This window comes from Pseudomonas sp. OE 28.3 (assembly GCF_014268205.2).
GTDB lineage: Bacteria > Pseudomonadota > Gammaproteobacteria > Pseudomonadales > Pseudomonadaceae > Aquipseudomonas > Aquipseudomonas edaphica.
In genome coordinates, this window is sequence record NZ_CP077082.1 from 1,646,757 (window position 1) to 1,666,550 (window position 19,794).

Below are 19,794 nucleotides of genomic sequence, written 5' to 3' on the forward strand. Positions count from 1 at the left end.
TGAATTGCGAATCTGCCGCATTTTGCGGCAGTTTGTTTATTGCCAGTTGGAATAAGAAAGGACTTCATGAAACGTCTGCTGCTAACTGCGGTTCTCACCGTATTGATGATCGCCGAAGTTCACGCCGAGTCCTTCACTATCTCCGATATTCGCGTCAACGGCCTCCAGCGGGTTTCCGCCGGTAGCGTCTTTGGTGCCTTGCCGTTGAACGTCGGGGAACAGGCGGATGATCGTCGCCTGGTGGAATCCACTCGTGCGCTGTTCAAAACCGGGTTCTTTCAAGATATCCAACTGGGTCGCGAAGGTAACGTCCTGGTCATCACTGTCGTTGAGCGACCTTCCGTCGCCAGTATCGAGATCGAGGGTAACAAGGCGATCTCCACTGAAGACTTGATGAAGGGTCTCAAGCAATCCGGCCTGGCCGAAGGCGAGATCTTCCAGCGCGCCACCCTCGAGGGTGTGCGTAACGAACTGCAACGTCAGTACGTCGCCCAGGGTCGCTATTCCGCGTCCGTGGAAACCGAAGTGATTCCGCAGCCTCGTAACCGTGTTGGCCTCAAGGTCAAGATCAATGAAGGCACCGTGGCGGCGATCCAGCACATCAACGTGGTGGGGAACACCAAGTTTGCTGATGACGACCTGATCGACCTGTTCGAACTCAAGACCACCAACTGGCTGTCGTTCTTCAAGAACGATGACAAGTACGCCCGTGAAAAACTCTCCGGTGACCTGGAACGTCTGCGTTCCTACTACCTGGACCGTGGCTATATCAACATGGATATCGCTTCGACCCAGGTGTCCATCACCCCGGACAAGAAACACGTCTACATCACCGTCAACGTCAACGAAGGTGAGAAATACACCGTGCGTGACGTCAAGCTCAGCGGCGACCTGAAAGTCCCTGAAGACCAGGTGAAGTCGCTGTTGCTGGTGCAGAAAGACCAGGTGTTCTCGCGCAAGCTGATGACCACCACGTCCGAACTGATCACCCGTCGCCTGGGTAACGAAGGCTATACCTTCGCCAACGTCAACGGCGTGCCGACCCCGCACGACGAAGACCACACCGTGGACATCACCTTCGTTGTCGACCCAGGCAAGCGTGCCTACGTGAACCGCATCAACTTCCGTGGCAACACCAAGTCTGCGGACGAAGTGCTGCGTCGTGAGATGCGTCAGATGGAAGGTGGCTGGGCGTCGACTTACCTGATCGACCAGTCCAAGACCCGTCTTGAGCGCCTGGGCTTCTTTAAGGAAGTCAACGTCGAAACCCCGGCCGTACCGGGTGTGGATGACCAGGTTGACGTGAACTACGCCGTTGAAGAACAGGCCTCGGGTTCGATCACTGCCAGCGTCGGTTTTGCACAGAGTGCCGGTCTGATCCTCGGTGGTTCGATCACCCAGAACAACTTCCTCGGTACCGGTAACAAGGTCTCCATCGGCCTGACCCGAAGCGAATACCAGAGCCGCTATAACTTCGGTTATGTCGACCCCTACTGGACAGCTGACGGTGTGAGCCTGGGCTACAACGCCTTCTACCGCACCACCGACTACAAAGACCTGAACGTTGACGTTGCCAGCTACGCGATCGACAGCCTCGGCGCCGGTGTCAACATCGGTTACCCGATCAGCGAGACTTCGCGTCTGACCTTCGGTTTTACTGCGCAACAGGACAAAATCAAGACCGGTGTGTACACCACGGATGAGATTTTCGACTTCGTGCGCCGTGAAGGTGACCAGTTCCTGAACTTCAAGGCGTCGGTTGGCTGGTCGGAATCGACCCTGAACAAAGGTGTGCTGGCGACACGTGGCCATTCCCAAAGCCTGACTGCTGAAGCCACCACGCCGGGCAGCGACCTGTCGTTCTTCAAGCTCGACTACCGTGGCCAGTTGTTCCAGCCGCTGAGCGACAACTACACCGTGCGCCTGCACACCGAATTGGGTTATGGCGACGGTTATGGTTCGACCAGTGGTCTGCCGTTCTATGAGAACTACTATGCAGGCGGTTTCAACTCGGTTCGTGGCTTCAAGGACAGTACCTTGGGCCCGCGTGGTACGCCGAGTCGTGGTCAAGCGGTAACCGGTAACCAAGGCACGCTCCCTGACTCCAACAATGACGCTCTGGCATTCGGTGGTAACGTACTGATCCAGGGTGGTGCCGAGCTTCTGTTCCCGCTGCCATTCGTCAAGGATCAGCGTTCGCTGCGTACTTCGGTCTTCTGGGACGTGGGTAACGTGTTTGACTCCAAGTGCCAACAGGTCAACAACCCGACTCCTGGTTCTGTGTCCAACACCCAGTGCAATGACGTCAGTCTGACCAACCTCGCCAGTTCCGTAGGTGTAGGTGTGACGTGGGTGACTGCACTTGGCCCATTGAGCTTTGCTCTGGCCATGCCGATCAAGAAACCGGATAACGCTGAAACCCAGATTTTCCAATTCTCCCTCGGCCAGACGTTCTAAGCGTCTGACCCAAGATAACGACAACGGATTCTGTAGGAGTACATCGTGCGTAAGTTGACTCAATTGGTTCTGCTGGCCACCGTGCTGGTAACCACCCCGGCCTTCGCCGAAATGAAAATCGCCGTCCTGAACTATCAGATGGCCCTGCTGGAATCCGACGCGGCCAAGCGTTACGCCGTGGATGCCGAGAAGAAGTTCGGTCCGCAACTGACCAAGCTCAAGACTCTGGAAAGCAGTGCCAAGGGTATCCAGGATCGTCTGGTAGCCGGTGGCGACAAAATGCAGCAAGGCGAGCGTGAGCGTCTGGAGCTTGAATTCAAGCAAAAGGCCCGCGACTACCAGTTCCAGTCCAAGGAGCTGAACGAAGCCAAAGCCGTTGCTGACCGTGAAATGCTCAAGCAGCTCAAGCCTAAGCTCGACAGCGCCGTGGAAGAAGTCATCAAGAAAGGTGCCTTTGACCTGGTGTTCGAGCGCGGCGCCGTGATTGACGTCAAGCCTCAATACGACATCACCCGCCAGGTGATCGAGCGCATGAACCAGCTGAAGTAAGCCATGACCGCGACTATCAAGCTCGGCGAGTTGGCCGAGTTCCTGGGGGCCACCTTGCGTGGCTCCAAGGAGAAAGAAATTACTGGGCTAGCCACCTTGCAGGAGGCTGGCCCAGCTCAGTTGAGCTTCCTCGCAAATCCCCAATACCGTAAATACCTGGTCGACAGCCAAGCCGCAGCCGTGTTGCTGAAGGCCGCTGACGCCGAAGGGTTTACCGGGGATGCGCTGGTGGTTGCCGACCCTTACCTGGCGTATGCCCGGGCGTCGCACCTGTTCGATCCGAAACCCAGGGCGGCGGCTGGTATTCACCCGTCGGCCGTGATTGCCGATGATGCCCAGGTTGACCCTGCGGCCAGCATTGGCGCGTTTGCCGTGATCGAGAGTGGTGCGCGCATTGCTGCCGGTGTCACGGTGGGGGCTCATTGCTTTATCGGTGCGCGCTGCGAAATCGGCGCCGATGGTTGGCTGGCGCCTCGCGTCACCCTTTACCACGACGTGCGTATTGGTGAGCGGGTTGTCATTCAGTCAGGCGCAGTGATCGGTGGCGAAGGTTTCGGTTTTGCCAACGCCAAAGGCATCTGGCACAAAATTGCCCAGGTCGGCGGCGTATTGATCGGCGACGACGTGGAAATCGGTGTCAACACCGCTGTGGATCGCGGGGCCTTGGCCGATACCGTACTCGGTAACGGCGTGAAGCTCGACAACCAGATCCAGATCGCCCACAACGTGCAGATTGGCGATCACACCGCCATGGCGGCGTGCGTGGGTATCTCCGGCAGTACCAAGATCGGCAAGCATTGCATGCTCGCCGGTGGCGTTGGGCTGGTGGGGCATATTGAAGTTTGCGACAACGTCTTCATCACCGGCATGACCATGGTGACCCACTCGATTACCGAGCCGGGTGCCTACTCTTCCGGTACGGCCATGCAGCCTGCGGCTGAATGGCGAAAAAGTGCGGCACGTTTGCGCAAGATCGACGACATGGCCCGACGCCTCAAGCAGGTCGAAAAGCGTGTCGAGGACGTGACCCCTGGCGGTAATGCTTCATCAGAAGGCTGATACCATTTCCATATCAAGTGTGCACAGCCGCTAGACTGCCTCCTTGATTTGCTAGCGGGGCGTGCGTTTAGTTCGCCCGCCCCCAATCTTTATTACAGGCTTCCCCCCGAAATGATGGACATCAACGAGATTCGCGAATACCTGCCTCACCGTTACCCGTTCCTGCTGGTGGACCGTGTAGTGGACCTCAATGTCGAGGAAAAGCGCATTCGTGCCTACAAGAATGTCAGCATCAACGAACCGTTCTTCAATGGTCACTTCCCCGCGCATCCGATCATGCCGGGCGTGCTGATTATCGAAGCGATGGCCCAGGCTGCCGGTATCCTTGGTTTCAAAATGCTCGACCTCAAGCCTGCCGACGGCACGCTTTACTATTTCGTGGGCTCCGACAAACTGCGCTTTCGCAACCCGGTCACCCCGGGTGACCAGTTGATCCTGGAAGCCAAGTTCATCAGCTGCAAGCGCCAGATCTGGAAGTTCGAATGCCAGGCCTCGGTGGACGGCAAGCCGGTGTGTTCCGCTGAGATCATCTGTGCGGAACGCAAACTATGAGTTTGATTGACCCTCGCGCAATCATCGATCCGTCGGCCGTTCTGGCCGCCGACGTTGAGGTCGGCCCTTGGTCGATCATCGGCGCAGGTGTTGAAATCGGCGAGGGGACTGTCATCGGGCCACACGTGATCCTCAAAGGTCCGACCCGCATTGGCAAACACAATCGTATCTACCAGTTTTCCTCGGTAGGCGAAGACACCCCGGACATGAAGTACAAGGGTGAAGAAACACGCCTGGTAATCGGTGATCACAACATCATCCGTGAAGGTGTGACCATTCACCGTGGCACTGTGCAGGATCGTGCCGAAACCACGTTGGGTGATCACAATCTGATCATGGCCTATGCGCATATCGGCCATGACAGTGTGATCGGCAACCATTGCATCCTGGTCAACAACACGGCGCTGGCCGGCCATGTGCACGTTGACGATTGGGCGATCCTGTCCGGCTTCACCCTGGTCCACCAGTACTGCCATATCGGCGCCCACAGCTTTTCCGGCATGGGCACAGCGATTGGCAAGGATGTTCCGGCATTTGTCACGGTGTTCGGCAACCCTGCCGAAGCCCGCAGCATGAACTTCGAAGGCATGCGCCGTCGCGGTTTCAGTGAAGACGCGATTCACGCTCTGCGCCGCGCCTATAAGACGGTTTACCGTCAGGGGCTGACGGTTGAGCAGGCACTGACTGAACTGACCGAGCCAGCAGCGTTGTTCCCGGAAGTCGCGGTGTTCCGCGACTCTATCCAGGCATCGACGCGCGGCATCACCCGCTGATCATGGCTACTCTGCGTATTGCGCTGGTGGCCGGTGAAGCTTCCGGCGATATCCTGGGCGCTGGGCTGATGCGGGCGCTCAAGGCCCAGCATCCAGCGGTGGAGTTTATTGGCGTGGGCGGCCCGCTCATGCAGGCCGAAGGTCTGACATCCTACTTTCCCATGGAGCGCCTGTCGGTCATGGGGCTGGTGGAGGTGCTGGGCCGCCTGCGTGAGTTGCTGGCACGCCGCAAGCTGCTGATTCAAACCCTGATCGAAGAAAAGCCCGACGTCTTTATTGGCATCGATGCGCCGGACTTCACCCTCAATATCGAACTCAAGTTGCGTCAGGCCGGCATCAAGACCGTGCATTACGTCAGCCCGTCCGTATGGGCGTGGCGGCAGAAGCGTGTGCTGAAGATCCGCGAAGGCTGCGACTTGATGCTGACCTTGCTGCCGTTCGAAGCCAGGTTCTACGAAGAGAAGGGCGTACCGGTGCGGTTTGTCGGGCATACCTTGGCCGACACCATCCCGCTACAAGCTGACCGCGCCGCCGCGCGCGCCCAGCTGGGCTTGCCTGACGGTCCGCTGGTGGCATTGATGCCAGGCAGTCGTGGCGGCGAAGTCGGGCGTCTGGCCAGTGTGTTTTTCGAGGCTGCCGAACGCCTTCAAGCCTTGAAGCCAGGCGTGCGTTTCGTATTACCTTGCGCCAGCCCGCAACGGCGTGCGCAAATCGAGACGTTGCTCGAAGGCCGCAATCTGCCGTTGACCTTGCTCGACGGCCAGTCGCACCTGGCTCTAGCCGCCTGTGATGCGGTATTGATTGCCTCGGGCACCGCGACCCTGGAGGCGCTGCTGTACAAACGCCCGATGGTCGTGGCTTATCGCCTGGCGCCGCTGACGTTCTGGATTCTCAAGCGCATGGTCAAGAGCCCTTACATCTCCTTGCCTAACCTGCTGGCCCAACGCCTGCTGGTACCGGAGTTGTTGCAGGACGATGCAACGCCCGAAGCCTTGGCACAAACCCTACTACCCTTGATCGACGGCGGCGAAGAGCAGACCCGTGGTTTTGACGACATCCACCGCACCCTGCGGCGTGATGCATCGAACCAGGCAGCCGATGCCGTACTGACCTTGATCGGGCAAAAACAGGACGCTTTATGACCACGCAAATGGGCCTGGATTTCAGTCTGGTCGCACACGCCGACGCACTGGTCGCCGGTGTGGATGAAGTGGGGCGTGGCCCGTTGTGTGGCGCGGTGGTGACGGCGGCGGTGATCCTCGACCCAAATCGCCCGATCCTCGGTCTCAATGACTCGAAAAAACTCACCGAAGCGCGCCGTGAAAAGCTCTACGACGAGATCTGCGAAAAAGCGTTGAGCTGGCACATCGCCCGGGCCGAAGTCGAAGAGATCGATGAGCTGAACATCCTTCACGCCACCATGCTGGCCATGCAGCGCGCCGTCGAAGGGCTGCACATCACACCGAAAATGGCGATGATCGACGGCAACCGCTGCCCCAAACTGGCGATGCCTTCAGAAGCCGTGGTCAAGGGGGATAGCAAGGTCCCGGCGATTGCCGCCGCCTCGATCCTGGCCAAAGTCAGCCGCGACCGCGAAATGGCGGCGTTTGAATTGATCTATCCGGGCTACGGCATCGGTGGTCATAAAGGTTACCCGACGCCCGTTCATCTGGAAGCCTTGGCTCGCCTGGGCCCGACGCCGATCCACCGTCGTTCGTTCGCCCCGGTCCGTCAGGCTTACGAGGCGCGTGAGAGTCTCAGCGAGGTTTAGTCGCGAGGCTGATGTTTTGCTCAAGGCCCGGTACAATCCCGGGCCTTGTTGTTTCTAAGTTTTTAGACAGGATCACTATGCCGGCTTCATTCGTTCACCTGCGCCTGCACACTGAATACTCCCTGGTCGACGGCCTGGTACGGATCAAACCGCTGGTCAAAACCCTGGTGGGCATGAACATGCCTGCGGTGGCGGTTACCGACCAGAACAACATGTGTTCCCTGGTCAAGTTTTACAAGAACGCCATGGGCGCCGGCATCAAGCCGATTTGCGGCGCCGACCTGTGGCTGTCGAACAAAGACCCGGATAACCCCCTGAGCCGCATCAGCCTGCTGGCGATGAATGGCGTGGGTTATCGCAACCTCACCGAATTGATCTCGCGCGGTTTTATCGACGGCCAGCGCAACGGCTCGATCATCATTGAGCGTGAGTGGGTGGCTGAGGCGAGTGAGGGCGTGATCATGCTCTCGGCCGCCAAAGAGGGCGAGATCGGTATCGCGCTGCTGGGCGGCAACCCCCAGGAAGCCGAAGTGTTGGCCCGCGAGTGGATGGACGTGTTTCCCGACCGCTTCTATCTGGAAGTCCAGCGCACCAATCGCCCCAATGACGAAGAACACCTGCACGCCGCCGTGGCCCTGGCCGACAAGCTGGGCGCGCCGCTGGTTGCGACCAACGATGTGCGCTTTATCAAGAAAGAAGATTTCGAGGCCCACGAAACCCGCGTGTGCATTGGCGAAGGCCGGGCACTGGATGACCCGCGCCGCTCCAAGAACTACAGCGAAGAGCAGTACCTCAAAAGCGCCGATGAAATGGCCGAGCTGTTCAGCGACCTGCCTGAGGCGCTGGAAAACTCGGTCGAAATCGCCAAACGCTGCAATATCGAAGTGAAGCTGGGCAAGCACTTTCTGCCCAACTTCCCGATTCCCGATGGCATGACCATCGATGAGTATTTCCGCAAGGTGTCGTTCGACGGTCTGGAAGAGCGATTGAGCGTTCTGCTGCCCAAGGACACCACCGAAGACTACGACGCCAAGCGCCAGGTCTACGTCGACCGGCTGAATTTCGAGCTGGATATCATTATCCAGATGGGGTTCCCCGGTTACTTCCTGATCGTAATGGACTTTATCCAGTGGGCCAAGAGCAACGGCGTGCCGGTAGGCCCAGGGCGGGGTTCGGGTGCCGGGTCGCTGGTGGCCTATGTGCAGAAGATCACCGACCTTGACCCGCTGGAATACGACCTGCTGTTCGAACGGTTCCTGAACCCGGAACGGGTTTCCATGCCCGACTTCGACGTCGACTTCTGCATGGACGGTCGCGACCGTGTGATCGAGTACGTGGCCGAGAAATACGGCCGCAATGCTGTGAGCCAGATCATCACCTTCGGTTCCATGGCGGCCAAGGCCGTAATCCGTGACGTGGCGCGGGTGCAAGGCAAGTCCTACGGTCTGGCGGACCGTCTATCGAAGATGATTCCGTTTGAAGTCGGCATGACGCTTGAGAAGGCTTACGAGCAGGAAGAAATCCTGCGCGACTTCATCAAGATCGATGAAGAAGCCGCCGAAATCTGGGACATGGCACGCAAACTCGAAGGCGTGGTGCGTAACGTCGGCAAACACGCCGGTGGTGTGGTGATTGCGCCAACCAAGCTCACCGACTTTTCGCCGATTTATTGCGATGAAGAAGGCGATGGCCTGGTCACCCAGTTCGATAAGGATGACGTGGAGGCAGCCGGCCTGGTGAAGTTCGACTTCCTCGGCCTGCGAACCCTGACGATCATCGACTGGGCGCTCAAGACCATTAACCGCGAGCGCGCCAAGGTCGACGAAGAACCGCTGGATATCGCGTTTATCCCGCTGGATGACAAACCTACCTACCAGCTGCTGCAAAAAGCCGAAACCACCGCGGTGTTCCAGCTTGAGTCGCGCGGCATGAAAGAGCTGATCAAAAAGCTCAAGCCCGACTGCCTGGAAGACTTGATCGCACTGGTGGCCTTGTTCCGCCCAGGCCCGCTGCAGTCGGGCATGGTGGATGACTTTATCAACCGTAAGCACGGCCGCGCCGAACTGGCGTACCCGCACTCCGATTACCAGTATGAAGGCCTAAAACCGGTACTGGCGCCGACCTACGGCATCATCCTGTATCAAGAACAGGTGATGCAGATTGCCCAGGTCATGGCCGGTTACACCCTTGGCGGTGCGGACATGCTGCGTCGCGCCATGGGTAAGAAAAAGCCCGAGGAAATGGCCAAGCAGCGCGGCGGTTTCATTGAGGGTTGCGCCACCAACAATATCGACGCGGACCTGGCCGGTAACATTTTCGACCTGGTAGAGAAGTTCGCCGGTTACGGCTTCAACAAATCCCACTCCGCCGCCTACGGCCTGGTGTCGTACCAGACCGCCTGGCTGAAAGCCCACTACCCGGCGCCGTTCATGGCGGCGGTACTCTCGGCGGATATGCACAACACCGACAAGGTCGTGACCTTGATCGAGGAAGTGCGCACCATGAAGCTGCGCCTCGACGCGCCGGACGTGAACGCCTCGGAGTTCAAGTTCACGGTGAACGACGAAGGCCGCATCATCTATGGCCTGGGCGCCATCAAGGGCGTGGGCGAAGGGCCGGTTGAAGCAATCACCGAAGCGCGTCAGCATGGGCCGTTCGAGGATTTGTTCGACTTCTGCGCACGGGTTGACCTCAAGCGCATCAACAAGCGCACCCTCGATGGTTTGATCCGCAGTGGCGCGCTCGATCGTCTCGGCCCGTATTTCCATGATGAACCGAAGGCTTACCAGGCGAACATCGACCGCAACCGGGCGGTGCTGCTCACAGCCATGGAAGAAGCGATCAAGGCCGCCGAACAGACCGCCCGCACCCATGACAGTGGCCACGCCGACCTGTTTGGCGGGCTGTTTGTCGAGGAAGATGCCGACGTTTATGCCAACCATCGCAAGGCCAAGGAGCTGACCCTCAAGGAGCGTCTCAAAGGTGAGAAAGACACCCTGGGCCTGTACCTGACCGGTCACCCGATCGACGAGTACGAAGGTGAAATACGCCGTTTCGCCCGTCAGCGCATCATCGACCTGAAGCCAGCGCGCGATACCCAGACCGTCGCCGGCATGATCATCGCCCTGCGCGTGATGAAAAATAAGAAGGGCGACAAGATGGGCTTTATCACCCTCGATGACCGCTCGGGCCGCATCGAGGCGTCGCTGTTTGCCGATGCGTTTCACTCCGCGCAGTCACTGCTGCAGACCGATGCCATGGTGGTGGTGGAAGGCGAGGTCAGCAACGATGACTTCTCCGGCGGCCTGCGCCTGCGGATCAAGCGGGTGATGAGCATGGAAGATGCGCGCACCAACCTGGCCGAAAGCCTGCGCTTGAAGGTCAAGACCGAAGCCCTTAAAGGCGATCAGCTACGCTGGTTGGGTGACTTGCTCAAACGTCACCGTGGCGCGTGCCCGGTGACCATGGAATACACCGGCAATGACGCCAAGGCGATGTTGCAGTTTGGTGAGACGTGGCGAATTGATCCCGCTGATGGCTTGATTCAAGCTTTGCGTGACCAGTTCGGGCGAGACAACGTCTTCCTCCAATACCGCTGACGGTCAGATACGTCTGATCTCGGCTGAACATTTAATCTCGACCTAAACGCGCCTCTCCCTTAAGGTAGGGCGCGAATAGACAACCGGCTGGCCAGGCACTCCTTGGCCGTCGACCCAAGACGGACGCTTATGAACCCGAATTTTCTTGATTTCGAACAGCCGATCGCTGACCTGCAAGCCAAGATTGAAGAACTGCGCCTGGTCGGCAATGACAATTCGCTGAATATCGGCGATGAGATCGCTCGCCTGCAAGACAAGAGCAGCACGCTCACCGAAGACATTTTCGGCAAGCTGACCAGCTGGCAGATCGCGCGCCTGGCCCGCCACCCGCGCCGTCCGTACACCCTGGATTACATTCAGCACATTTTCACCGAATTCGACGAGTTGCATGGCGATCGCCACTTTTCCGACGACGCGGCCATCGTGGGCGGTATTGCCCGCCTGGACGACCAGCCAGTGATGGTGATCGGTCACCAGAAAGGCCGTGAAGTGCGTGAAAAGGTTCGCCGTAACTTCGGCATGCCGCGCCCGGAAGGCTACCGCAAGGCGTGCCGTCTGATGGAAATGGCCGAGCGCTTCAAGATGCCGATCCTGACCTTCATCGACACCCCGGGTGCTTACCCCGGTATCGATGCCGAAGAGCGCAACCAGAGCGAAGCGATCGCGTGGAACCTGCGCGTCATGTCCCGTCTGAAAACCCCGATCATCGCCACCGTGATTGGTGAGGGTGGTTCCGGCGGTGCACTGGCCATTGGCGTCTGCGACCAACTGAACATGCTGCAATATTCGACCTACGCGGTGATTTCGCCGGAAGGTTGCGCCTCGATCCTGTGGAAAACCGCCGAAAAAGCGCCGGACGCTGCCGAAGCCATGGGCATCACCGCCGATCGCCTGAAAGGCCTGGGCATCGTTGATAAGGTTATCGCCGAGCCATTGGGCGGCGCCCACCGCGATCCGGCTGCCGCTGCTGCGACTATCCGTGCCGAGCTGGGTTCGCAACTGGCGATGCTCAAGAAGCTGGACAACGAAGCGCTGCTCAAGCGTCGTTATGAGCGCCTGATGAGCTACGGCCTCTAAGTCCCGCAGTACCCAATGTGGGAGCTGGCTTATGTGGGAGCTGGCTTGCCTGCGATAGCATCAACTCGGTGTAACAGATGAACCGAGTTGTCTGCATCGCGGGCAAGCCCGGCTCGCACACAAGCCCGCTCCCACATTTGCTTTGTGTATGCTTGGCTGTCGTATTCCAGTTCTGCGCCGGTATTTTTGATGAGCCCTACTTTACCCGCCAAACTTCTGCGAAACCTCGCCCCTTGGCGCAACGCCCCCGCCTGGCATATCGCCTTCTCTGGCGGCCTTGATTCCACCGTCCTGCTGCACCTCCTGGCCTCCCTGGCAAACACCGAAACCCTGCCGCCCCTCAGCGCAATCCATGTCCATCATGGTCTGCAAGCTGCCGCCGATGCCTGGCCAAGTCATTGCCAGGGCGTATGTGACGAGCTGGGCGTGCCCTTGCAGGTGGTGCTTGTGCAAATCCAGTCGGGTGCCAGCGTTGAGCGCGCAGCGCGGGAGGCGCGCTACCGGGCGTTTACCGAAGTGACCGGGGCAGGGCAGGTGATGCTCACCGGCCAGCATCGTGACGATCAAGCCGAAACCCTGTTGTTTCGCCTGTTGCGTGGCGCGGGGGTGCGAGGCTTGGCGGCCATGCCGGTGCATCGCCCATTGGGGGGAGGGCACTTGCTGCGGCCCTTGCTGGATGTCTCACGCGTCGAGCTGCAAGCCTATGCGCACCAGCACCAGTTGCAGTGGATCGAAGACCCATCCAACGCCGATTCCCGATTTTCGCGCAATTACCTGCGCAATCGTGTGTTCCCGCTGCTGAGCGAGCGTTGGCCCCAAGCGGTCGCCAGCCTGGCCCGCACTGCCGAGCACTTGAGCGAAGCCCAGGGCTTGCTCGACGAATTGGCCGTCATTGACCTGCAAACCGCCGACCAGCCTTCGCCGTTTCCCTGGCTGGCCTTGCCGTCATTGGCCCTCGCTCCCTTGCGCGAATTTTCCGATGCCCGCCAACGCAATGCCCTGCGCCACTGGCTGACGCCGCTGACGCGCTTGCCCGACAGCGACCACTGGGCCGGTTGGTATTCCTTGCGGGATGCCAAGGGTGATGCGCAACCGCTGTGGCGCCTGGCCGATGGTCAATTGCACCGCTGCGGCGAGCGTGTGTGGTGGCTGCCTTCCACCTATTCAGCGTTTTCCGACACGCCGGTGAGCTGGCCCCATCCGCAAAACCCACTAGAGTTACCGGGTAATGGTCAGCTTGAACTTATCGGAGAGGCACCTGCAGGCCCGTTGGTGATTCGTTATCGCCAGGGCGGCGAAATCATCGATGTGCCTGGTCGGGGCCGGCGGGACTTGAAGCGCCTGCTGAATGAAAGTAGCTTGCCGGGCTTCATCCGTGGCAGATTGCCGCTGCTCTATCAGGGCGAGCAATTGCTGGCTGTCCCAACCCTTGCGGGGCTATGCGCCTGCTCGACTGGCAAGTGGCAATTACATTGGATGCCACAGAGGTGCGATCAAGGTTTGAGCTGATAGAGGCTTTCCGGTAGACTACGCTCCCTTCTTGATACAACTTCTGTGGATTCAACTGAATCGCAGCAGTTGCCGATTACCAAGCAGTCTTTGCTGGGCGATTCCAAAAAATGTGTAGCGATCAACGTACCGGTGTTTCATTGCTGGTCTGTCACCACGCGGCGGTTTTTTTGAAAGGTGCACTGTGATTAATGCAGGTGATCGGGGGCTTCGGCCTTCCTTCGCTTTCCCCGGCGGCTCGGACCGCTTTAACGCAGACTTCTAGGGTTTTTCATGACGCGCTACATATTCGTCACGGGCGGTGTTGTTTCTTCATTGGGGAAAGGCATTGCCTCCGCTTCATTGGCGGCCATCCTGGAGGCGCGGGGACTTAAGGTCACCATGCTCAAGCTGGACCCGTACATCAACGTTGACCCGGGCACCATGAGCCCGTTCCAGCACGGTGAAGTGTTCGTCACCCACGACGGCGCCGAAACCGACCTGGACCTGGGCCACTACGAGCGGTTCATCCGCACGACCATGACCCAGAACAACAACTTCACCACCGGTCGTGTCTACGAGCACGTGCTGCGCAAAGAGCGCCGTGGTGACTACCTGGGTGCAACCATCCAGGTGATTCCGCACATTACCGACGAAATCAAACGCCGCATCATCAAGGGTGCAGGCGATGCCGACGTGGCAATGGTCGAGATCGGTGGCACCGTGGGTGACATCGAATCCCAACCGTTCCTCGAAGCCATCCGCCAGTTGCGTTTCGAAGTCGGCGCCAAGCGCGCGATGCTGATGCACCTCACGTTGGTGCCGTACATCGCCACCGCCGGCGAGACCAAGACCAAGCCAACCCAGCACTCGGTAAAAGAGCTGCGTTCGATTGGCCTGCAGCCGGACGTGCTGGTGTGCCGCTCCGATCACCCGATCGACATTTCCTCGCGTCGCAAGATCGCGCAATTCACCAACGTTGAAGAACGTGCGGTCATCGCGCTGGAAGACGCCGACACCATCTACAAGATCCCGGGCATCCTGCACTCGCAAGGCCTGGACGATTTTGTGGTCGAGCGTTTCGGCCTGCAGTGCAATGGTGCAGACCTGTCCGAGTGGGAAGCCGTGGTTGACGCCAAGCTCAACCCTGAGCACGAAGTCACCATCGCCATGGTCGGCAAGTACATGGAACTGCTGGATGCGTACAAGTCGCTGATCGAAGCGATGAGCCACGCGGGAATCAGCAACCGTACCAAGGTCAACCTGCGCTACATTGATTCCGAAGACATCGAGAACCAGGGCACTGCACTGCTCGAAGGTGTTGACGCGATCCTCGTACCCGGCGGTTTCGGCCTGCGTGGCGTGGAAGGCAAGATCACCGCGGTTCAATACGCTCGTGAAAACAAAGTGCCGTACCTGGGTATCTGCCTGGGCATGCAAGTGGCCGTTATCGAGTTCGCCCGTAACGTGCTGGGCTGGAAAGACGCCAACTCCACCGAGTTCGATCACACCAGCGGCCACCCGGTCGTGGGCCTGATCACCGAGTGGGAAGACGCCACCGGCGCCGTTGAAACCCGTACCGAAACCTCCGACCTGGGCGGCACCATGCGCCTTGGCGCACAGGACTGCCTGCTGGAGCCGGGCTCGCTGGTTCACGACTGCTACGGCAAGGACGTGATCGTCGAGCGTCACCGTCACCGCTACGAAGTGAACAACAACCTGCTGCCGCAGATCAAAGAAGCCGGCCTGAAAATCTCTGGTCGCTCCGGTGATGGCAAGCTGGTTGAAGTGGTCGAGGCGCCGGATCATCCGTGGTTCGTGGCCTGCCAGTTCCACCCTGAGTTCACCTCGACGCCGCGCGATGGTCACCCGTTGTTCAGCGGTTTCGTTAAAGCAGCACTGACGCAACATCAGAAGAAGGCGTAAACCTGATGGCCCAGAAGATCATTCGCGTAGGCGACATCGAGATTGCCAACGACAAGCCCATGGTGCTGTTCGGCGGCATGAACGTGCTGGAAAGCCGCGACATGGCGATGCAGGTCTGTGAAGAGTACGTAAAAGTGACCGAGAAACTCGGTATCCCTTACGTGTTCAAGGCCAGCTTCGACAAGGCCAACCGTTCGTCCGTGACCTCCTATCGTGGCCCCGGCCTTGAAGAAGGCATGCGGATCTTCCAGGACATCAAGCAAGCCTTTGGCGTGCCGATCATCACCGACGTCCACGAGCCTGAACAGGCTGCCGTGGTCGCCGAGGTGTGCGACATCATCCAGTTGCCGGCCTTCCTGTCGCGCCAGACCGATCTGGTCGTTGCGATGGCCAAGACCGGCGCTGTGATCAATATCAAAAAAGCCCAGTTCCTCGCGCCTCAGGAAATGAAACACATCCTGAACAAGTGCGTGGAAGCGGGTAACGACCAGTTGATCCTCTGCGAGCGTGGTTCGAGCTTCGGCTACAACAACCTCGTGGTGGACATGCTCGGTTTCGGCATCATGAAACAGTTCGAATACCCGGTATTCTTCGACGTGACCCACGCGCTGCAAATGCCCGGTGGTCGCGCCGATTCTGCTGGCGGGCGACGTGCCCAGGTGCTGGACCTGGCCAAGGCGGGCATCAGCCAGTCGCTGGCGGGCCTGTTCCTGGAAGCTCACCCGGACCCGGACAACGCCAAGTGCGACGGCCCTTGCGCCCTGCGCCTGGACAAGCTGGAGCCGTTTTTGGCCCAGTTGAAGCAGTTGGACGAACTGGTCAAGAGTTTTCCGACGGTAGAGACCGCGTAAGCCGCGTTTCTCCGGTAAAGTATCCCACGCTAAACGCTCAGGCCTGCGGGCCTGAGCCTTGTCGCCTGCAAGTCTGCCCTGTTGTTCCACCCTTGCGGTCGGTCAAAAGATTTCCTACAGCTGCGTCGTTTTCGTCAACTTTGGAGTGTTTACAACAATGGCAAAAATCGTCGACATCAAAGGTCGTGAAGTTCTCGACTCCCGTGGCAACCCCACCGTCGAAGCCGACGTGCTTCTCGATAACGGCATCATCGGCAGCGCTTGCGCGCCGTCCGGTGCGTCTACCGGTTCGCGCGAAGCGCTGGAACTGCGTGATGGCGACAAGAGCCGTTACCTGGGCAAAGGTGTACTCAAAGCTGTAGCCAACATCAACGGCCCGATCCGTGACCTGTTGCTGGGCAAAGACCCGCTGGACCAGAAAGCCCTGGACCACGCGATGATCAAGCTCGACGGCACCGACAACAAAGGCAGCCTGGGCGCCAACGCCATCCTCGCCGTGTCCCTGGCCGCTGCCAAGGCGGCTGCGCAGGACCAGGACCTGCCGCTGTACGCACACATCGCCAACCTGAACGGTACCCCGGGTGTTTACTCGATGCCGGTGCCGATGATGAACATCATCAACGGTGGCGAGCACGCCGATAACAACGTCGACATCCAGGAATTCATGGTGCAGCCGGTTGGCGCCAAGACCTTCTCCGAAGGCCTGCGCATGGGCACCGAGATTTTCCATCATCTCAAGGCTGTGCTGAAGGCCCGTGGCCTGAGCACTGCGGTGGGTGACGAAGGTGGCTTTGCACCGAACCTGGCGTCCAACGAAGATGCACTTAAAGTCATCTCCGAAGCTGTGGCCAACGCTGGCTACAAGCTGGGCACCGACGTGACCCTGGCCCTGGACTGCGCGGCCAGCGAATTCTACGAAGACGGCAAGTACAACCTGTCCGGCGAAGGCCACGTGTTTACGTCGGAAGGTTTTGCTGATTACCTCAAAGGCCTCACCGAGCGCTACCCGATCATCTCGATCGAAGACGGCCTGGACGAGTCCGACTGGGATGGCTGGAAAGTCCTCACCGACAAGATCGGCGAGAAAATCCAGCTGGTGGGTGACGACCTGTTCGTCACCAACACCAAGATCCTGAAAGAAGGCATCGATAAAAAGATCGCCAACTCGATCCTGATCAAGTTCAACCAGATCGGCACCCTGACCGAAACCCTGGAAGCCATCCAGATGGCCAAGGCTGCGGGCTACACTGCCGTGATCTCGCACCGCTCCGGCGAAACCGAAGATTCGACCATTGCCGACCTGGCTGTGGGCACCTCGGCGGGCCAGATCAAGACCGGCTCCCTGTGCCGTTCCGATCGCGTGTCCAAGTACAACCAATTGCTGCGTATCGAAGAGCAACTGGCAGGTAAAGCCAAGTACAACGGTCGTAGCGAGTTTCGCGGCTGATTGTTAAGTGGTAAAAGTCTAAGGATTGTGTCGGAAAGTTCACGACAGTGTGTATTTCGGCGCTAATCTGATGGCTATCAAGCACAAGCCTGGGTCTTCCAGGCTTCGTGCTATCAGTTGCTGTAGAAGTTTTGCATGGCTGTCTTTTTTTACTGGATACCCGGATTTCGATGCGCAGTCCCAATTGGTTGTTCCTCGTCTTGCTCTTGTTGCTGGCTGGCCTGCAATACCGCCTATGGGTGGGTAATGGCAGCTTTGCGCAGGTAAAAGAGTTGACCCAGCAGATTGCCGACCAGCATGCCGAAAACGAACGTCTGCTGGAGCGTAACCGCGTCCTCGATGCCGAAGTGCTTGAGCTGAAAAAAGGTACGGAGACCGTTGAAGAGCGGGCTCGCCATGAGTTGGGCATGGTCAAGGAGGGTGAAACCCTCTACCAGTTGGCCCAATGAGTAACGATTTACCGGCCTTCTGGGCCGTGATTCCTGCCGCGGGCGTCGGTGCCCGTATGGCTGCGGACCGTCCCAAGCAGTATCTGCAACTGGGCGGGCGCACTATTCTGGAACACAGCCTTGGCTGTTTTCTCGACCATCCAGGCCTCAAGGGGCTGGTGGTCAGCCTTGCTGTCGATGATCCCTATTGGCCAAACCTGTCGTGTGCCAACGACCCTCGCATCGTGCGTGCGGACGGCGGCGACGAGCGCTCGGGCTCGGTGCTCAATGCGCTGTTGCAACTCAATGCCCTGGGCGCCAGTGATGATGATTGGGTGCTGGTGCACGATGCCGCACGGCCAAACCTGAGCCGGGATGACCTCGACACACTCCTGGCTGAACTGGCGGATGATCCGATCGGCGGCCTGCTGGCGGTGCCGGCGCGCGACACCCTCAAGCGCGTCGACAAACATGGACGTGTGGTTGAAACCGTCGACCGCAGCCTGATCTGGCAGGCGTATACGCCGCAGATGTTTCGTCTGGGTGCGTTGCATCGTGCCTTGGCCGATAGCCTGGTGGCCGATGCGGTGATCACTGATGAAGCCTCGGCCATTGAATGGTCCGGTCAAGCGCCGCGCTTGATCGAGGGGCGAGCGGACAACATCAAGGTGACCCGGCCAGAGGATCTTGAATGGCTCAGGTTACGGTGGGCTAACCGCAGGTAGTCAGTTAAACCGTGTCGACTTCATCGCAGGCAAGCCAGCTCCCACCTTTGAAATGCATTCCCCTGTGGGAGCCGGGCTTGCCCGCGATGAGGCCGGTACAGGCGCCGAATAATCAGCCACAGTACTCCGGCCTTTCAGCCAACCCAGCCTTCAAAAAGTCCACCAGCTTCCTGACCTTCGGCGACAAATGCCGCTGCTGCGGATACAACGCCCACACCGCCGTATTCGGCGGCTGATGCGCCTCCAGCAACGACACCAGCGCGCCAGTGTGCAAATGTTCCAGCACGTAATAATCCGGCAGTTGGCACAACCCAACCCCTTGCAGCGCCGCATCCAGTACCGCCTGCCCACTGTTACAGCGCCAGTTTCCCTGCACTCGCTGGGAAAATTCCCGTCCATCCTGAGCCAGTTGCCAGATATCCGAGCTGCCGATCAGACAGTTATGCCGACTCAATTCCGACAAACTATGTGGCCGACCATACCGCGCTAAGTAGGACGGCGATGCGCACAGGTACATGCGCCGAGGTGCCAGGCGGCTGGCGACCATGCGTGAGTCTTGCAAGCGCCCCAGGCGAATCGCCAGGTCCAGCCCCTCGTGCACCAGGTCCAACTGACGATTACTCAATTCGATATCCACGCGCAACTGCGGGTACAGCCCCATGAACCGCGTGACCAACGGCACGATGAAGCGCTCGCCGTAAGCCACCGCGCAGGTCATGCGCAACATGCCCTTGGGTTCGCTGGTGAGGTCGCCCACCGCGCGCAACGCTTCTTCACGACCATCTTGCAAGCGCTGGCAATGTTGCAGAAAGGTCTGGCCAGCTTCGGTGAGCGTCACCTTGCGCGTACTGCGATACAGCAAGCGCGTTTGCAGCCGTTCTTCCAGGCGCGCCACCTGCCGGCTGATATGCGATGAAGACACGCCAAGCCGCTCGGCCGCCGCGGTGAACTGGCTGCATTCAGCCACGGCGACGAACTCATCGATGCCTTCCCAGCGGTTTTCCAGCATGTTGATTGTCCCTGTGCAGCAATAATGTTTTGCTTTTGCCTGGATTATTCATCAGTGAGCCATGTTTTACACTCACTGCCTCA

General features: G+C 59.0%; 16 protein-coding genes. 15 read left to right on the plus strand and 1 reads right to left on the minus strand.

The features are described 5' to 3' along the window. Positions 1 to 66: 66 nt before the first annotated feature. The 15 genes from bamA to ispD all read left to right on the plus strand — a co-directional run bounded on the left by bamA (position 67) and on the right by ispD (position 18,702). Positions 67 to 2,457, plus strand: coding sequence for an outer membrane protein assembly factor BamA (bamA, locus tag HU759_RS07355; RefSeq protein ID WP_017137147.1), 2,391 nt, complete (start codon positions 67 to 69; stop codon positions 2,455 to 2,457). Positions 2,458 to 2,502: 45 nt separating this feature from the next. Further along, complete coding sequence (locus HU759_RS07360; RefSeq protein WP_003189173.1) at positions 2,503 to 3,006, plus strand: OmpH family outer membrane protein; 504 nt, start codon at positions 2,503 to 2,505, stop codon at positions 3,004 to 3,006. Between the two features lie 3 nt (positions 3,007 to 3,009). After that, the gene (lpxD, locus tag HU759_RS07365) at positions 3,010 to 4,065 is read left to right on the plus strand and encodes a UDP-3-O-(3-hydroxymyristoyl)glucosamine N-acyltransferase (RefSeq protein WP_099548556.1); all 1,056 of its coding nucleotides are present in this window, start codon (positions 3,010 to 3,012) and stop codon (positions 4,063 to 4,065) included. A 111-nt stretch (positions 4,066 to 4,176) separates the two neighbouring features. Further along, a complete protein-coding gene (gene fabZ, locus HU759_RS07370) occupies positions 4,177 to 4,617 on the plus strand; it encodes a 3-hydroxyacyl-ACP dehydratase FabZ (RefSeq protein ID WP_003172281.1) in 441 nt (146 codons plus the stop codon). Continuing rightward, complete coding sequence (gene lpxA, locus HU759_RS07375; RefSeq protein ID WP_017137149.1) at positions 4,614 to 5,390, plus strand: acyl-ACP--UDP-N-acetylglucosamine O-acyltransferase; 777 nt, start codon at positions 4,614 to 4,616, stop codon at positions 5,388 to 5,390. The genes fabZ and lpxA overlap by 4 nt, the downstream gene beginning before the upstream one ends. 2 nt (positions 5,391 to 5,392) lie before the next feature. Next, the gene (lpxB, locus tag HU759_RS07380; RefSeq protein WP_099548557.1) at positions 5,393 to 6,532 is read left to right on the plus strand and encodes a lipid-A-disaccharide synthase; all 1,140 of its coding nucleotides are present in this window, start codon (positions 5,393 to 5,395) and stop codon (positions 6,530 to 6,532) included. Then, positions 6,529 to 7,161, plus strand: a complete 633-nt coding sequence (gene rnhB / locus HU759_RS07385; protein ID WP_017137151.1) for a ribonuclease HII — start codon at positions 6,529 to 6,531, stop codon at positions 7,159 to 7,161. Before lpxB ends, rnhB begins: the two co-directional genes overlap by 4 nt. A gap of 77 nt (positions 7,162 to 7,238) precedes the next feature. Further along, positions 7,239 to 10,760, plus strand: a complete 3,522-nt coding sequence (gene dnaE / locus HU759_RS07390) for a DNA polymerase III subunit alpha (RefSeq protein ID WP_017137152.1) — start codon at positions 7,239 to 7,241, stop codon at positions 10,758 to 10,760. Between the two features lie 129 nt (positions 10,761 to 10,889). Next, positions 10,890 to 11,837, plus strand: a complete 948-nt coding sequence (locus tag HU759_RS07395) for an acetyl-CoA carboxylase carboxyltransferase subunit alpha (protein WP_017137153.1) — start codon at positions 10,890 to 10,892, stop codon at positions 11,835 to 11,837. A gap of 189 nt (positions 11,838 to 12,026) precedes the next feature. Beyond that, positions 12,027 to 13,346: a tRNA lysidine(34) synthetase TilS gene (tilS, locus tag HU759_RS07400; protein WP_170036462.1), complete on the plus strand. Its 1,320-nt coding sequence runs from the start codon at positions 12,027 to 12,029 to the stop codon at positions 13,344 to 13,346. 273 nt (positions 13,347 to 13,619) lie between these two features. Then, positions 13,620 to 15,251, plus strand: a complete 1,632-nt coding sequence (locus HU759_RS07405) for a CTP synthase (protein WP_078741105.1) — start codon at positions 13,620 to 13,622, stop codon at positions 15,249 to 15,251. A 5-nt stretch (positions 15,252 to 15,256) separates the two neighbouring features. Continuing rightward, complete coding sequence (gene kdsA, locus HU759_RS07410; RefSeq protein ID WP_010212442.1) at positions 15,257 to 16,102, plus strand: 3-deoxy-8-phosphooctulonate synthase; 846 nt, start codon at positions 15,257 to 15,259, stop codon at positions 16,100 to 16,102. A 157-nt stretch (positions 16,103 to 16,259) separates the two neighbouring features. Further along, positions 16,260 to 17,549 (plus strand): phosphopyruvate hydratase, encoded by a 1,290-nt coding sequence (gene eno / locus HU759_RS07415; RefSeq protein ID WP_017137156.1) that lies wholly within the window; start codon positions 16,260 to 16,262, stop codon positions 17,547 to 17,549. Positions 17,550 to 17,719: 170 nt separating this feature from the next. Next, positions 17,720 to 17,998, plus strand: a complete 279-nt coding sequence (gene ftsB / locus HU759_RS07420) for a cell division protein FtsB (RefSeq protein ID WP_017137157.1) — start codon at positions 17,720 to 17,722, stop codon at positions 17,996 to 17,998. Beyond that, on the plus strand, positions 17,995 to 18,702 hold the full coding sequence (ispD, locus tag HU759_RS07425) for a 2-C-methyl-D-erythritol 4-phosphate cytidylyltransferase (protein ID WP_170036464.1): 708 nt from the start codon (positions 17,995 to 17,997) through the stop codon (positions 18,700 to 18,702). Before ftsB ends, ispD begins: the two co-directional genes overlap by 4 nt. A gap of 112 nt (positions 18,703 to 18,814) precedes the next feature. Here the strand turns inward: ispD and HU759_RS07430 are convergent, their stop codons facing one another. Next, positions 18,815 to 19,711, minus strand: a complete 897-nt coding sequence (locus tag HU759_RS07430) for a LysR substrate-binding domain-containing protein (protein ID WP_017137159.1) — start codon at positions 19,709 to 19,711, stop codon at positions 18,815 to 18,817. Between the last annotated feature and the right edge of the window lie 83 nt (positions 19,712 to 19,794).

Bases quoted from the DNA above. Each gene is read 5' to 3' on its own strand.
- HU759_RS07395 (WP_017137153.1), top strand. From the start codon at position 10,890: ATGAACCCGAATTTTCTTGATTTCGAACAGCCGATCGCTGACCTGCAA.
- ftsB (WP_017137157.1), top strand. From the start codon at position 17,720: ATGCGCAGTCCCAATTGGTTGTTCCTCGTCTTGCTCTTGTTGCTGGCT.
- dnaE (WP_017137152.1), top strand. From the start codon at position 7,239: ATGCCGGCTTCATTCGTTCACCTGCGCCTGCACACTGAATACTCCCTG.
- lpxA (WP_017137149.1), top strand. From the start codon at position 4,614: ATGAGTTTGATTGACCCTCGCGCAATCATCGATCCGTCGGCCGTTCTG.
- eno (WP_017137156.1), top strand. From the start codon at position 16,260: ATGGCAAAAATCGTCGACATCAAAGGTCGTGAAGTTCTCGACTCCCGT.
- HU759_RS07430 (WP_017137159.1), bottom strand. From the start codon at position 19,711: ATGCTGGAAAACCGCTGGGAAGGCATCGATGAGTTCGTCGCCGTGGCT.
- fabZ (WP_003172281.1), top strand. From the start codon at position 4,177: ATGATGGACATCAACGAGATTCGCGAATACCTGCCTCACCGTTACCCG.
- HU759_RS07405 (WP_078741105.1), top strand. From the start codon at position 13,620: ATGACGCGCTACATATTCGTCACGGGCGGTGTTGTTTCTTCATTGGGG.
- lpxB (WP_099548557.1), top strand. From the start codon at position 5,393: ATGGCTACTCTGCGTATTGCGCTGGTGGCCGGTGAAGCTTCCGGCGAT.
- lpxD (WP_099548556.1), top strand. From the start codon at position 3,010: ATGACCGCGACTATCAAGCTCGGCGAGTTGGCCGAGTTCCTGGGGGCC.
- bamA (WP_017137147.1), top strand. From the start codon at position 67: ATGAAACGTCTGCTGCTAACTGCGGTTCTCACCGTATTGATGATCGCC.
- kdsA (WP_010212442.1), top strand. From the start codon at position 15,257: ATGGCCCAGAAGATCATTCGCGTAGGCGACATCGAGATTGCCAACGAC.
- rnhB (WP_017137151.1), top strand. From the start codon at position 6,529: ATGACCACGCAAATGGGCCTGGATTTCAGTCTGGTCGCACACGCCGAC.
- tilS (WP_170036462.1), top strand. From the start codon at position 12,027: ATGAGCCCTACTTTACCCGCCAAACTTCTGCGAAACCTCGCCCCTTGG.
- ispD (WP_170036464.1), top strand. From the start codon at position 17,995: ATGAGTAACGATTTACCGGCCTTCTGGGCCGTGATTCCTGCCGCGGGC.